The following is a 13,833-nucleotide window of genomic DNA, read 5'->3' as shown; positions in this document are numbered from 1 at the left end:
TCCCTTGTGTATGTTCGGCTTAATGGTAAACCACAAAGGATGAGAAAGGCTTTGCAGCCGGATTAGAGTTTGATTAGAAGCTTACGGCCCGAGAATTAAGGTTCCAAAGAACATATAGGCAAAATAGCTAACAAAAGCGGCAGCATTTAGCAGGATAAGAATGATGTCTTTGCGCGAACGCGTCATTTTATAAGCTGATAAGCCAAAGAGTATCCCGGCAGGCGGCAAAATGAATGTACTGAGAATGCCTACTCCGTCAAGCGGGTGGTCATAAAAAATAAAAAACAGATCCGTAATCAACAGAACAGCAGTTACCACCAAGGCCGTTGTAGCAGATTTTCTCTGTAAACGGGCACTCAAGCATGCTCACTCCCTCTCCACTAGCAGTGCAGGCTCTTTTCCCTAATATGTAATAACATACCATCCTCTGGACGAATCCGTCTATTTCAGCCCAAAAAGACCACCCGGAGCCGGATGGCCTTTTCTATAAAATTAGCTCTTACCAGTTGTTCCCCGAACCTGTGGCGGTGAAGCTGGCAGAAGCATTCACAAATTCACCTGCTGGCGCACCAGTAACCGTATTGCTGCTGAACACCGAGCTGCCGGTTGCCGAGCCGTTGATGTATACACCGTAGGTTCCGGAATTCAGGATTGTGTTATTGGCATACGTGACTGCAATATTCGGAGCCGGTTCCTCCACAAAAATCCCCGAGTACGTGCTGTCCTGGATCGTATTTCCGGATACGTTAACCGTGAGGTTCTGTGCCTTACCGCTGTTGTTCAGCCAGTAAGCCCAGATTGCCCCGATCTGATAGCCGTAGTCACGGTGGGCTGAGCCGGTACGCAGCAGCTTGTTCCCCTGAATGGTCAGCGTGCCGGTCATGGACGGAGGATTGAAATTGGTGCCAAAAGAGATCCCGCCGCCTGTCCGCACAGTGTCCGTAAGCAGGTTGCCGATCACCTTGTTGTCCTTGCCGCCGTAAATGGCGATGTTGTTGGCCAATGTCGGAAGCTGCACCGTATTGTAGCTGAACGTGTTATTGGTATTGAGGAACGTGTCGGACCACATAGCCATGCCGTCGTCGCCGCTGTTGCGCACCGAGTTGTTCGTAACGGTAGAGTTTGAAGTGCCCCGGTGCAGGTTGACGCCGTCCGCCCAGACATTGCGGATTCTGGAATTGGATGCGGTAACGTTATCCGTCTGATTCGTGAACCAGAAGCCTACTTTTACATGCTCGATCCACAGATTGCTGATAACCGAGTTCGTACCGTTGCCCTCAACCGCAGTAAGCCCGTTGTAATCGTCGCGGATGATGTCGCTGCCGCTGATTTTGAAATCGGACAGGGTTACATTTCCGCCCCTCAGATAAAAGCCCGCATAATTGCCGGACAGGGTAGAATGCCAGATGCCTGCCCCTTTTACGGACACGCCGCTGTCGAGGTACAGTCTTGTTCCGCTGCCGTCATAGCCGGCGCCCTTGCTGCCGTTGTTCAGATGAAAGGTTCCCGCAGAAATCCATACGCCCTTGTAGGTACCGCCGGAGTTTTTGACAGCAGCAATTGCGTTGTTAAAAGCTGCCGTATCATCTACACCGTCGTTTGCTACAGCACCATATGAGGTAACAGCAACGTAGTTAGATGGCATAGTAAGCGCCGCAGGAACGGCTTCTGTTTCTAGCAAATCTACTGTGACATAAGCGGTTGAGCCAAAATTCAAATTGGACGCATTCCGCTCCAGCTTGATGACCGTTCCGGCCGGATAGGTTTTATCGAGCAGAACAGACACTTCATCGTACATATGTGCAGGTGTGGTCGAAGCCGCATTCGGGTTGTTGGACCAGCGGACCTCTCCCCCCTCTGTCCCCCATTCCCCGTAGTTCCAGCTATATTTGGAGGTGAGATTGATGTCTTTGAAAAGCGTTCCGCCCACGTACATGCTGACCGCCGACTCTAAGCCCGTTCCGGACGCATTATCCGGGATGGCATAGCGGATTGTTATACCCTGCGCAGGCTTGGCGAGCGTGATCTGCACGTACTGCCCTGCTGCGGTCAGCTTGACCGCTTTTCGGCCTGAGGCTTCGGATGCAAGCTCTCCGGCTGTAGTTGACGGGCCGATGAGTGCTCCGGTGTAGGCAGCATTTTCAGCTTCGTAGGTGTCATACGGCATATTTGCTCCAAAAGCTCCCGCCGAAGGCGCTGGTGTAGGAACCGGCGTGGCGGTTGGTACTGGTGTTGCGGTCGGCACTGGTGTCGCTGTCGGTACGGCCGTTGGGGCAGGTGTGGCTGTCGCCGTCGGTGCCGGGGTCGGAGTGACTGTGCCTGAGCCGTATACCTCAAGCTCGGCAGCCTGGCCGCCTGTTGCCCCGCTGTTTGCTGTGAAATTCACTCTGATATATCTGGCTGAAGCTGCTGTAAAGGTAATAGATACCGTATTGTTTGCAGCGGGGTTAAAGGTGTAAGTCTGGGAACCGGCAAGCGTGCTGTAGGAGGTATTATTCGTGCTGCCCTGTACAGACAGGGTCTGCGTTCTGGTCCCCCAGCCGGATGGAAGCTTGAGCTGAACGGTATGAACCGTCTGCGTGCTGCCCAGATCAACGGTCAGCGTGTTAGGGTAGCTGTTAGCTGCCCCCTCGTAATAGCTGGATGCATTTCCGTCCACCGCATTAGCTGCGGGAAAACCGGAGACGGTGTTGTTTGCGGTAACGCTTTTGTTAAGAGCCAGATTGGCTCCCTGGGACAGATCCAGCGACAGATTGTCCAGATTAACGTTGCCGCTGTCCGCTGTATCAAATTTGTAGGTGATTGTGCCGCTGCCTGCACTCAGGGCAACCGTCTCTGAGGCAATGGCCCAGCTGCTCCAGCCGGCTGTGGCCGGAAGCGAAATTTGCTTCAGCTTGGTGCCGTTCACGTACAGGCTTAAGGTTTTGGCTGAGCCCGTGCCGTTGGCATATCTCAAGGCAGCTGTGTAATTACCGGCAGGTGAAACGCTTACATTAAACTTCGCAGAAGCATTTCCTTTGTTGCTGTCCGTGAACCCGCCGGCGAATCCCGTCCCGGTGTACCCGGTATGGTCAAACGCTGACGCCGCTCCCCCGGACAGTACAGCCGACTCCGCTTCATACACTTGTGCCGCCGCCAGTGCTTTTGGAGTGACCGGAAACTGCAGCGCCACAAGCGCCAGTACCAGAAGATAAATCAGAAACTTGCCGGTGCTTAACCTTTTTAACATTATACTTCCCTCCTGTGTGTAACAATCTGAGTGCTGCCTGCGGATCATAGAATATGAACGCGTATTGCGGAAGCACTTTAATATTAAAATGTTTTGGCGGCATTATCCGGACCTTTGGCGGTGGAATCCGGACGTTTGGGGCATTCTTGCCTCTTATTTCGCCCGTTTAGCTAAACGGGCCGGATTCAAGGGCACTTTTGCCTCTTATTTCGCCCGTTTAGCTAAACGTGCCGGATTCAAGGGCACTTTTGCCTCTCATTCTGCCCATTTAGCTAAATGTGCCGGATTCAGAGGCACTTATGCCTCTCCTTTCGCCCATTTAGCCAAATGCGCCGGATTCAAGGGCACTTTTGCCTCTCATTTCGCCCGTTTAGTCAAATGCGCAAGAATCAAAGGCATTTTTGCCTCTCCTTTCGCAACCCTGGAGCAGCTGGATGAAAACTGCAGGCAGTACCTCAGTATCGGCAGTGACCAGCCGGAGAAGGTTGCAGGCATTCTGGAGCTGCACAAAACAATCCATGATGCGGTTGTGAGCGGGTACAGCCGGTTTACCGTGCTTGGCAGAAAAGCGGCAATGATAAGGAAGGGTTGTGGGCTAATTGCTTCTTGCCGCCGGAATAACTGCCGTTATCTTAATAACCGGGCTTGCCTGGTATAATCTGCTGATCCGGCGGCAGCTGCAGAGCATCAACCGGCAGCTGGATAAACGCCTGAGGGAGAATACCCGCCAACCACTCCGGCTTGAGCTGATGAACAAGGAGCTGACACTGCTCGCGAGTCACATGAATAAATGCCTGAAGGCGGAGGAAACGCTCCGTCTTCAAGGCATTCAGGAGGAGCAGGAGCTCCGGGAGCTGATCGCGAACCTCTCTCACGATTTGCGTACTCCGCTGACAGCGATCAGGGGATATCAGCAGCTGATGATGGACGAGGGTCTGACCCCCGGACAGCAGAAAAAGCTGCAGACAGCGCAAAAGCATGCTCAGGCGCTGGGGCAGCTGATTGATCATTTTTTTGAATACTCCTATCTGCTGCAGACTGAGCCTGAGCTGAAGATACAGGAGATAAACCTGAGCAATTACACGGCTGATTTCCTTGCCGCTTCCGTCGCTGTACTGGAGGAGCACCGGCTTGGAGTTGAGCTTGTGGAAGCAGCGCCAGTATTCGTGTATGCAGATAAAGAACCCCTGTCCAGAATTATACATAACCTGATCCGTAACGGTATTCAGCATGCTGACGGAGGCTTGACTGTAAAGGTTACACTGTCTGAGGATGGCAGCAGGGGCGTTTTATCGTTCAGCAATCCGGTTAGCAGCTCCTCTTCTGTTGACGCAGGGCGGCTGTTTGAGCGATTTTACACCGGCGATCAGGCCAGACGCAGCGGCTCAGGACTAGGCTTGTCCATTGTCCGCCTGCTCTCGGAGCAGATGGGCGGCACGGCCGGAGCCGCCTTACAGGACGGGATTCTTGAGATCCGGGTCGAGCTGCCGCTATCCGGCAGAGCAGGTACAGCTGCGCTTGATTCATGCTGTTAAGCCTGCTATTCAGGACTGCCCTTTCTCGGCAAGCTGCTCCTGGGCCAGACGGATCATTTCCCGGACCATGGAGCCGCCGATTCTGCCGCCGATATGTCCGGCCTCTTCGGTTGTCAGGTTACCGTTATTGCCCGGCTGCAGAGGAATCCCAAGCTCCTTGGCTACCTCATATTTAACGTCATCCGGATGATTCGGGTCCACCGGGTAGCCTTCCCGTCTCATAACCTCAGCCTTGAAGCTCTGCATTCCCTGTGCCGCCCCCGGTACTGCATACTTCCGGTTTCTTCTTGCCATCCTGCTTCACTCTCCCTTAGGGTTATTGGTTCTAATTTTCCCTAAGGTTCTTCTTTGTATCCAACAGTCTTAACGAGTAATCGTCGATCAGGCTGCGCATGGCAAGTTTGGACACCCAGCCTTCCGGGATGCCGCTGAGCCCGTAATAGGCCCCGGCAATCTGGCCGTACACGGCCCCTGTCGTATCAGCATCATTGCCCAGATTGACAGCGAGCAGCGCCCCCTCAGCAAAGCTCTCTGAGTGGTGGAACGCCCACAGCGCCGCCTCCAGAGATTCCACAACATAGCCGCTGCCCTGAATTTCCGGCGGCTCCTTATGCTTGTAGGAGCCGCGCTTGATATCCAGGATGTGCGGGGTCAGCTCCTCCTCTTTAAGCCAGCCGCCGAAGGCTCCCGGAGCCAGCATTTCCTGCTTGCTCCAGCCGTGCAGGCCAGCCAGAATATATGCGGCCATCAGGCGGCAGGCGCTAAGACATTCCGCTGCCCCGTGGGTTGTCCTGGAGCTGAGCGCCGCATAGCGGATAGCCTCTGCCGGATTAGCCGCATAATACAGCACAACAGGAGCCAGCCGCATAATCGAGCCGTTCCCGGCAGCCAGCGGATCGGCCGACCCGCTGTAGGCAGCTCCACCGGCTTCATACTTCAGCAGTGCCTCGCGCGTAGCATTGCCGATGTCGAAGCATTCCCCGGTGCTGCTCAGGTGGCCCTCGCGGAACCAACTCAGGTACCGCTGCATCTGGTCAGCGGGATCAAAGCCCTGCTGCTCCAGCAGGCTTTCTGCCAGACAGAGCGCCATAGACGTATCGTCCGTCCATTGCCCCGGCTGCAGTCCGAACACCCCTCCCCCGATCATATCCTCCATAAGCGCAAAGGTTCCGGGAGCCTTGAATTCCACCGTGGTTCCAAGCGCATCTCCGGCGGCCAGCCCGTGCAGGCAGCCTTGATAGCGGTCTTTAATTAATGCCATTAAATCCTCCTCCTTAGGGCTGATGTAATAAAGCGGCCCTCAGAGCTATTAAACACATTCTCTGAGAGCCGCCGCAGATATTATAAGAGCATGAGATTATTGTTCCCCGGGATATTTAAGTCCCCACTCGGCCCGGACCTGATCCAGCAGCTTCATAATGGCAACGGACTCATCCAGCGTCATAACCGGACTTTCCGTCAGTCCGGCCTGCAGGCAGCGGCCCACTTCCTCTGCTTCAAAGCAGTACCCGTCAGAAGTACGGTCATCTTCAAAGACCTCTACCAGCTCGCCGCCGACGTACAGCTCAGCCGACCGCGGATTTACCAGTGTGCCTTTGACGACGATATGCCCGTCCGTACCGAACACATGAGCCTCCTCGGTCAATTTGAGGCGGATTCCGCCGTTCAGCGAGGCGCTTTTGCCGCCCTCGTAGGACAGCAGCAGCGAGAAGTGCTCATCCACACCGGTTTCTCCGATATGGACGGTACTCGACACCGACTCCGGATGCGGGCCCAGAATCATCGAAGCAAAGGATACCGGATAAATACCGACATCCAGCAGTGCGCCGCCGCCCAGCTCGGGGTTCAGCAGCCGCCCTTGCGGATTCCAGTCCGCACGGAAGCCGAGGTCTGCCTTGACCAGCCGCACATCCCCGATCCGTCCTGCTGCAACCCATTCTCTGACCTTGGCATTGGCCGGAATATAGCGGCTCCACATCGCCTCCATCAGGAACAGCTTGTGCTCCCGGGCATAAGCCACAATCTCCTCCAGCTCTGCACTGTTCACCGTGAACGGCTTCTCACACAAGACCGCCTTACCGGCGCGCAGGGCCAGCAGCGCATTCTCTTTATGGAACGGATGCGGAGTTCCGATGTAGATGGCATCCACCTCAGGATCGCTAACCAGCTCTTCATAGGTGGCGTAGGCTACCGGAATGCCGTGGTTCCGGGCAAATTCGTCCGCACTTTCCTGTGTACGCGAGCCGACAGCATAAGCGATACCGTTAGCGGCATGGGCCAGATCGGTTGCGAATTTGTGGGCAATCCAGCCGGTGCTCAGAATACCCCATTTTATCTTGAAAGCGTTATCGTTAGTCATTGTTATTCCCTCCTGCCCAAGAATAGTTTTACTCCTATTGATTCTATCAAACTGCGCTTCATGTGTAAAAGAAAGCTGCCGGCTTACACCATAGCCAGCAGCGTATATATGGCCAGTACAGAAAAGCCTGCTGTTACCAGCAGTGTAGCCGCGTTCCAGACCCGGTGGACCACAGCCAGATTCTCAATATAGCTGCGCAGAAACAGCCTGCGCAGCAGCAGCTGAAGCAGCTTGATCAGACCGAAGCCGAGCCAGCCGAGCAGACTGATCAGAATAATCTCATAGCTCCCTTTTAATGCAAACCGGTCTGCCACTGCACCATCGTAGTGCACAGGCACAAAATCAGGCATCGAACGGTATAGATACATATAGAAGAAGACCGGAACGGTAGCAGCAACAATGCTAAGCGAAAATGTCATCTTGTTCTTGAACATCTGGCTACTCCTCCGCCTGCAGCAGAAAAATACGTTCAGTGAATGCACCGCGGCGCTCCGCTTTCTCTGTGCGTATCTGCTCCAGCTGCTCACGGTCACCGCCATGTACCGCAGCCAGCGCATGGATTACCTCCAGCAGATCAGCAAGCTCCTCCAGCGACTGCTTGTCCTGCTCCGTCTTGAAATATTCTTCAGCCTCTTCGCGCAGCTTCGCCCGCAATGCTTCTATGTATTCTCCATTATCCATAACCCTTGTGGTGCAGGCCTTTCCCTGCGAAGCTATCAGTGCCGGAATCCCGTCCCTGACCAGCTTGTTATATTTAATCACATTAATCAGCCGCCTCTCCTCTATTCTTCCATCAGCCTCTTTACAAAGGGCACATCCGCCGGCGCAAAATCATACTCTGCCAGTTCACTTCGCTCCGCCCAGCTCCAGGCATCATGATCGGTGAGCTCAAAAGTACCGCCCACAAATTCCGCTTTCCAGGCAATCAGCCTGATCTGGACCGTACCGTAGTCATGCTCATGACAGTCAAAGTACTCGTATGGCCTAATCTCTATATTCATCTCTTCCATCAGCTCTCTGACCAGGCACTGCACGGTATCCTCACCCGGCTCCAGCTTGCCGCCCGGGAACTCCCATAGCCCCGCCTGTGCTTTACCCGGCTTTCTCCGGGCAATCAGCAGCTTCCCCTCTTCATTGTGTATAATGGCTGCGGCCACGTCAATCATCGATTTTTGCTCCTTTTTTAAAAAATTCCGGCATCCGCTCCAGATTCCAGATAGTGGCTTAATATGGTAAAATATAATTTGAATATCATTAAAAGGTTCATAGATTTATAGAGCAGATATTTCTGCAGGGAGGCTAGCAGTGAAAGATATTTTCAGGCCAAATGCCATGGAAGACGATCCGAAGCCTAACCAGTCACTCAGTCTGCGCATCAATATCTTTTTCTTCAGCACGTTTATTATATTCTGCATTATTATTGTCCGTCTTGCCATCATTCAATTTGTGGAGGGCTCCACACTCACTGAGGCCGAAGCCAGCCGGGATACCAAAAATGTCCCCCTTGCCTCCATCCGCGGAACCATTTTCGCAAAAGGCGGGGAGAAGCTGGCCTATTCAACCTCGGTGCAGACGCTTTATTTTTCCCTGACAAGTGAATTTACCCAGACTGTAACGGACAAAGAGACCCGGATTACCAGCCGGGCGCCTGAGGCTGCCGCCAAAGCGGATCAGCTCGCTGCTGATCTGGCGGCCAGCTTCGTTAAATACGGGGCTAAGCTGCCCGAAGGGGAAGCCCTGACCAAGGAAGCCATACTCAAGGCAATGGATCTGGATTCCAAGGTGTATTCCGGCTTCATGCCGCGTCCGGTCAAACGGGGTCTGAGCAATGAGGAAATTGCCTACTTCATGGAAAACAAGGACAAGTATCCGAATCTGACGGTTAGCGAAGAGGACGAGCGCCATTATGATCCGGACACCGTTGCTGTACAGACGGTCGGATACATTAAGCCCTTCAAAAAATCAAAGGAAAGCTTTGATATGTATCTGAACATTCAAGCTGCCATGAGAAATGAAGCAGACCCGAGCCTGGCCTACCGGGACGATGAATTTGTAGGGGTCGACGGGCTTGAGCTGCAGTACCAGCGCGAGCTGCGGGGACGCAACGGCTACCTGAGCGTAGCTGTTAATGCCAAGAATATGGCCGAGGGCATCGTGGAGACGGTGCCTCCTGTCAAAGGCAACAACCTGTGGACCACCATCGACAAAACCATTCAGATGAAGACCGAGCAGGCCATCCTGGATCAGATCAAATGGGTCCACAGCAATCCGGTGCAGGGGAAGGTTCATCGGGATGCCTTAACCGGCTATGCGGTGGCTATGGAAGTGGACACAGGAAATGTTGTAGCGATGGCCAGTATGGAGGATTATGATACTAATCTGTGGACCACAGGGACACTTCCTACCGAGGTGTATAACGCAATACAGCTTAATTACCAGAATGGTGCGATAACCCCTATCTCCTCCGGACGATCCGGGCATAATTTCAGCTCCACGGTATTTCTGGGGTCTGTCATCAAGCCGCTGACGGTTTTAATCGGATTAAATGAAGGCTTCATCACCACACACACATCATACACCGACAAAGGCAGCACAACCTTCGGCCGGGCCGGACACGAGACCACTGTCCGCAATTCAGGCGGTCATGCGTACGGTTATTTTAAAACTCCGGCAATGGCTATCGAGAAATCCTCTAACGTCTTTATGATTGATGAGATTGGCAAAAAGCTCTTCGTGAAGTACGGTTCCGAAGGGGTCAAGGTCTGGGATAAATATATGAGAGAGTTCGGGCTGGGTGAAAAGCCGGGCAGCGGGCTTCCAGGGGAGCATAAGGGGCTGATCAATTATTTTAATGAGGCCGATACGGACAGCGGCGGGGGCGGTGCCCAATCTGCACTGGTTTATGCATCATTTGGACAGCAGGGCCAGTATACGGTGCTTCAGCTCGCCCAGTATGCCTCCACTCTGGCCAACCAGGGTGTGCGTATCAAACCGCAGCTTGTCAGCAAAATAACGGATCAGGCCGGAAATACAGTCAAAACCTTCGGCAGGGAGGTCCTGAATGAGGTGAAATTTGATAAGGCCTACTGGCGTGAGGTGATCAAGGGGATGAACACAAGCGTTACTGCATTTAACGATTTCCCCTATGATTTCGCCCGCAAAACGGGTACTTCCCAGCAGCAGTATGGCATAACGGTGAACGGGAAGCGCAGCAGCCATCTGGCCGACAACGGCGTATTCATCGCCTTCGCCCCGCGTGACAAGCCCAAACTGGCGGTTGCTGTAGTCATTCCAGAGGGCGGCTTCGGCTCCAACAGTGCTGCTCCGGTAGCGCGCAAAATTTTTGATGCCTATGACTGGGAGTATGGCCTGGACAGCATTCCGAAGAAAAGCCTTCCGCAGCCGGAGAGCACGGCGGACGTGGAAGCAGGAGACGGGGCCGATCAAGAGCAGACAGATTAGCCGGACCCGCCAATATGGTTATCTGTTAGCCAGCAGATGCACAACTGTTCGCAGGATTCACAGAATTAAACAGAGACAAGCCCATTCCGAAGCGGAACGGGCTTGTCTGTCTTACACTATTTTATTAAAGGGTTCATTTATATTAAACCTTACTTGTTCAGCACAAGCTCCAGACGCACCTCAAGGTCATTCTCCGTTTCCATTACAATGTTATGCGGACTGGTCAGGCCGAAGTCGGCAAAGGTGACCGTTGTCGTTCCTGACAGCATAAGCTGTCCTCCGCTGTATACCACCTGCGAGTCAAAAATAACGTCCTTGTCGATTCCCTTGACGGTAAGCGTTCCCTGCATCTGGACAGGCACTGCTGTACCTTCCGTCCATTCGGCCGGCAGCTCGGAGAAGGAGCTTACCACAAAGGTCGATTGCGGGAACTGGGCTGCATCCAGGAAGTCAGCTGCTTTTACATGCTCGTCCCGTTGTCCGTTGCCGGAATCCAGCGCACTCATCTCAATGGAGCCTTCACCTGTCATTGCGGCTGCATCCTCCAGATTAACATTCCATGTACCTGTAACCGACGGATTCACGAAATTCACTGTTTCCTGGGAGGTTGTAACCGACCAGTATACCTTCGAGGTGTCCGCTACGCTCCATGCCCCGTTCAATTGCTCTGCGGTAACCGCAGCGCCTGCCGCCTCCGGCGCATTCGCAGCAGCTGCACCCGAGTTAGCTGACGTCTGCTCCTGTGCAGGAATAACCGACTCGATCTCCACGTTATTGCCCAAGCTGTTGTTGAAAAGTACAAAGGCTGTGATTGCTCCTGCGGCAACGACACCAGCGGCTGCCCATATCCATGTTTTTTTCTTCATTATTATTGCCTCCATCCCTATATTTTCTCTATGCCTTGTCCGGCTTGAACCCATTCTAGCAAAGCAATATGTCGGGAATAAGTCGAAGCACCCTGCGGTGGAATGTGGTAAAATGATCGTGATTTTAAGTAATTCCGGATTTTCAGTCCGCAAAAAGGAGGGCTATGACTTTGAAATCGATTCTGATTGTTGAAGATGAGGAGGCCATTGCCCGCGTGCTCAGCGCCTATCTGAAAAAAGCGGGCTACCACGTCACCCGTGCCGCCGACGGGCGGACTGCACTGGAAGTGTTCGGGGTTTCGCCCCCTTCCCTTATATTGCTCGACATCATGCTGCCGGAGATGGACGGCTTTGAGCTGCTGGACCAGATCCGCAAAATCAGCAGCTGTCCAGTCATCATGCTGACCGCCAGAGACGGCATCAAGGACCGGCTGGCCGGGCTCGACGGCGGTGCTGACGACTATATGTCCAAGCCGTTCATTCCCGAGGAGGTTGTCGCCCGTGTAAATGCAGTGCTGCGCCGCCCCTCCCAGTGGTCTGACGGAAGCGGCAAACGCCATTTTGGCAGCCTGTTTGTTGACTTCAGCGCGCGCAGCATCTTTCTCAACGGCGCAGAGGTCAATCTGAGTCCGCGTGATATGTCCGTTCTGCTGTTCCTAGCGGAACGGCCGAATCAGATTTGCACAAGAGACCAGCTGATCGAGCAGGTATGGGAGATGGACTATGACGGCAGCGACCGCGCTGTTGACCTGTCGATCAAGCGGCTGAGGCAGGCCCTTTCGCACTGGCCTGCCTCAGAAGGGGAAATCCGCACACTGCGCGGGACGGGGTATCAGCTATGGACCGAATGAAAAAACCGCGGAAACGCACCTCCATCCTTACCTACTGGACGCTCCGCTACATTATTATTATCAGCACCGGGCTGCTGCTGACTGCGCTGCTCACCTTCTGGTGGATCCAGCAGGAGGCGATGAACAACCGGATGCAAACGACCGGCCTGCTGGCCCAGGAAATTGCTGACCGCAGCTTAGCCAGTGACGGAACGATGCAGATCAGCCCGACGCTGGCCAAGCTGGTGGAGGACCGGAAGCGGTTCTTCAAGGTATCACTGGAGATGTGCGTTATTGTTACGGACCCCGCGGGCAAGCTGCTGTTCTCTGATCCACCGCTGACCCAGGAAGAGATGCACTATAAGCTTAACGACACCTTGACCGATGCCCGCAGTCCGGAATTTAAGGCCGCCGTTGCCCAGATTCAGGAAGGCAGCGAGACATTAGGACAGGTTATCGTGCTTCAGTCTAAACGTTCACTGCGGCATATTCCGCAGGAGGAGATTCTTTTCTTCTCCATTATTATCCTGTTCCTCATTATTCTCAGCTGGCTGACCATCTATCTGTTATCCGGCAAGCTGGCCAAGCCCATTCAGCGGGTAGCCGCCGCCGCTTCGCAGATCAGCAACGGGGAATATAACATCATACTGGATACGGGGGCTAAAGAGCGGGAGATCCATGAGCTGCTTGTCTCCTTCCAGGAGATGTCCGGCAAGCTGCAGCAGTTCGAGCAGTCCCGGGCCGTTATGCTGGCCGGGGTATCCCATGAGCTGAAAACACCGGTCACTTCTATTAAAGGACTGGTCCACGCCGTCCGGGAGGGTGTTGTTGAGGGTGACGAGGCAGATGAGTTCCTCGATATCGCCCTGCAGGAAGCGGGCCGGCTGCAGCGCATGGTCGCCGATCTGCTTGATTACAATGCCTTGACCGCTGGCATTGTTGCAGTCCGTCATGACCGGATAGATGCAGTTCCGCTACTGTCAGAAATCGTCTACCAATGGGGGCTGACACAGGCTGAAGAGGTTAAGGAGCCTCTGCTTGAGCTGCCGGACAAGCCGCTCTTTGTGCGGGGCGACCCGCTGCGCATTCAGCAGATTATCGTTAATCTGCTGAACAACAGCGTGCAGGCTGCGCCGGCGGGACAGCCGCTGCAGCTGACAGTCCGGCTTACTGCAATCTCGCAGGAGTACGCGGAGCTTTGCATCGCTGATGACGGACCGGGCATCTCCCCTGATATCAGGGACAGGGTCTTCGAGGCCTTCTTCCGCAGCAGCAGCAAGCAGAGCCAGCTGCGCGGCCTCGGACTCGGCCTGACCTTCAGCCGCCTGCTGGCAGAGGCTATGGGCGGAAGCCTGGTGCTCGGTGAGCCTCCGGCTGAAGGCTGCACCTTTGTGCTGACGCTGCCGCTTCAGCCATAGCACGCCGGGAGCAGAGGCGGAAGCAGCAGTGTAACAGGCAGCTCATCGCCATATTCGCGGGTGGTGGCACCACGCAGGCAAAGCAGTAGTGCCGCAGCCTGTGTGCATGGTATAATCACTAGCGCAAGCTGTAA

General features: G+C 54.3%; 13 protein-coding genes. 4 read left to right on the top strand and 9 right to left on the bottom strand.

From position 1 onward, the window contains the following. Positions 1 to 81: 81 nt before the first annotated feature. Positions 82 to 360 carry a hypothetical protein gene (locus R70723_RS04050; protein ID WP_039870010.1) on the bottom strand — a complete coding sequence of 93 codons (279 nt, stop codon included), beginning with the start codon at positions 358 to 360 and terminating at the stop codon, positions 82 to 84. 139 nt (positions 361 to 499) lie between these two features. Continuing rightward, complete coding sequence (locus R70723_RS04045) at positions 500 to 3,229, bottom strand: galactose-binding domain-containing protein (RefSeq protein ID WP_039870009.1); 2,730 nt, start codon at positions 3,227 to 3,229, stop codon at positions 500 to 502. 599 nt (positions 3,230 to 3,828) lie between these two features. On the opposite strand from R70723_RS04045, the gene R70723_RS04035 reads away from it, so the two are divergent. Further along, on the top strand, positions 3,829 to 4,764 hold the full coding sequence (locus R70723_RS04035; protein ID WP_047171016.1) for a sensor histidine kinase: 936 nt from the start codon (positions 3,829 to 3,831) through the stop codon (positions 4,762 to 4,764). A 9-nt stretch (positions 4,765 to 4,773) separates the two neighbouring features. Here R70723_RS04035 and R70723_RS04030 read toward each other — a convergent pair whose 3' ends face one another. From R70723_RS04030 to R70723_RS04005, 6 genes are all read right to left on the bottom strand, one after another. Next, positions 4,774 to 5,058: an alpha/beta-type small acid-soluble spore protein gene (locus tag R70723_RS04030; protein ID WP_039870006.1), complete on the bottom strand. Its 285-nt coding sequence runs from the start codon at positions 5,056 to 5,058 to the stop codon at positions 4,774 to 4,776. Positions 5,059 to 5,089: 31 nt separating this feature from the next. Then, on the bottom strand, positions 5,090 to 6,025 hold the full coding sequence (locus R70723_RS04025; RefSeq protein WP_039870005.1) for an ADP-ribosylglycohydrolase family protein: 936 nt from the start codon (positions 6,023 to 6,025) through the stop codon (positions 5,090 to 5,092). A gap of 96 nt (positions 6,026 to 6,121) precedes the next feature. Beyond that, complete coding sequence (locus tag R70723_RS04020) at positions 6,122 to 7,123, bottom strand: Gfo/Idh/MocA family protein (protein WP_039870004.1); 1,002 nt, start codon at positions 7,121 to 7,123, stop codon at positions 6,122 to 6,124. Between the two features lie 83 nt (positions 7,124 to 7,206). After that, complete coding sequence (locus R70723_RS04015) at positions 7,207 to 7,557, bottom strand: hypothetical protein (protein ID WP_039870003.1); 351 nt, start codon at positions 7,555 to 7,557, stop codon at positions 7,207 to 7,209. Positions 7,558 to 7,561: 4 nt separating this feature from the next. Continuing rightward, positions 7,562 to 7,885, bottom strand: a complete 324-nt coding sequence (locus R70723_RS04010) for a nucleoside triphosphate pyrophosphohydrolase (protein ID WP_039870000.1) — start codon at positions 7,883 to 7,885, stop codon at positions 7,562 to 7,564. Between the two features lie 20 nt (positions 7,886 to 7,905). Beyond that, positions 7,906 to 8,289, bottom strand: a complete 384-nt coding sequence (locus tag R70723_RS04005) for a (deoxy)nucleoside triphosphate pyrophosphohydrolase (RefSeq protein WP_039869998.1) — start codon at positions 8,287 to 8,289, stop codon at positions 7,906 to 7,908. Positions 8,290 to 8,428: 139 nt separating this feature from the next. On the opposite strand from R70723_RS04005, the gene R70723_RS04000 reads away from it, so the two are divergent. Further along, positions 8,429 to 10,585 carry a peptidoglycan D,D-transpeptidase FtsI family protein gene (locus R70723_RS04000; RefSeq protein WP_305954269.1) on the top strand — a complete coding sequence of 719 codons (2,157 nt, stop codon included), beginning with the start codon at positions 8,429 to 8,431 and terminating at the stop codon, positions 10,583 to 10,585. 149 nt (positions 10,586 to 10,734) lie between these two features. Here R70723_RS04000 and R70723_RS03995 read toward each other — a convergent pair whose 3' ends face one another. Beyond that, on the bottom strand, positions 10,735 to 11,451 hold the full coding sequence (locus tag R70723_RS03995) for a YceI family protein (protein ID WP_039869996.1): 717 nt from the start codon (positions 11,449 to 11,451) through the stop codon (positions 10,735 to 10,737). A gap of 170 nt (positions 11,452 to 11,621) precedes the next feature. Between R70723_RS03995 and R70723_RS03990 the strand changes: the two genes are divergently transcribed. Continuing rightward, positions 11,622 to 12,302: a response regulator transcription factor gene (locus tag R70723_RS03990; protein WP_039869993.1), complete on the top strand. Its 681-nt coding sequence runs from the start codon at positions 11,622 to 11,624 to the stop codon at positions 12,300 to 12,302. Then, positions 12,290 to 13,699 carry a HAMP domain-containing sensor histidine kinase gene (locus R70723_RS03985; protein ID WP_039869990.1) on the top strand — a complete coding sequence of 470 codons (1,410 nt, stop codon included), beginning with the start codon at positions 12,290 to 12,292 and terminating at the stop codon, positions 13,697 to 13,699. Before R70723_RS03990 ends, R70723_RS03985 begins: the two co-directional genes overlap by 13 nt. The last annotated feature ends 134 nt before the right edge of the window (positions 13,700 to 13,833 follow it).

It is taken from the genome of Paenibacillus sp. FSL R7-0273 (assembly GCF_000758625.1).
Classification (GTDB): domain Bacteria; phylum Bacillota; class Bacilli; order Paenibacillales; family Paenibacillaceae; genus Paenibacillus_AQ.
Note: the sequence above shows the minus strand (reverse complement) of the source record. Positions and strands in the feature narration are given on the sequence as shown.

Coding starts and splice junctions, on each gene's coding strand:
- R70723_RS04045 (WP_039870009.1), bottom strand. CDS start 3,229: ATGTTAAAAAGGTTAAGCACCGGCAAGTTTCTGATTTATCTTCTGGTA.
- R70723_RS04025 (WP_039870005.1), bottom strand. CDS start 6,025: ATGGCATTAATTAAAGACCGCTATCAAGGCTGCCTGCACGGGCTGGCC.
- R70723_RS04030 (WP_039870006.1), bottom strand. CDS start 5,058: ATGGCAAGAAGAAACCGGAAGTATGCAGTACCGGGGGCGGCACAGGGA.
- R70723_RS04020 (WP_039870004.1), bottom strand. CDS start 7,123: ATGACTAACGATAACGCTTTCAAGATAAAATGGGGTATTCTGAGCACC.
- R70723_RS04005 (WP_039869998.1), bottom strand. CDS start 8,289: ATGATTGACGTGGCCGCAGCCATTATACACAATGAAGAGGGGAAGCTG.
- R70723_RS03995 (WP_039869996.1), bottom strand. CDS start 11,451: ATGAAGAAAAAAACATGGATATGGGCAGCCGCTGGTGTCGTTGCCGCA.
- R70723_RS04015 (WP_039870003.1), bottom strand. CDS start 7,557: ATGTTCAAGAACAAGATGACATTTTCGCTTAGCATTGTTGCTGCTACC.
- R70723_RS03985 (WP_039869990.1), top strand. CDS start 12,290: ATGGACCGAATGAAAAAACCGCGGAAACGCACCTCCATCCTTACCTAC.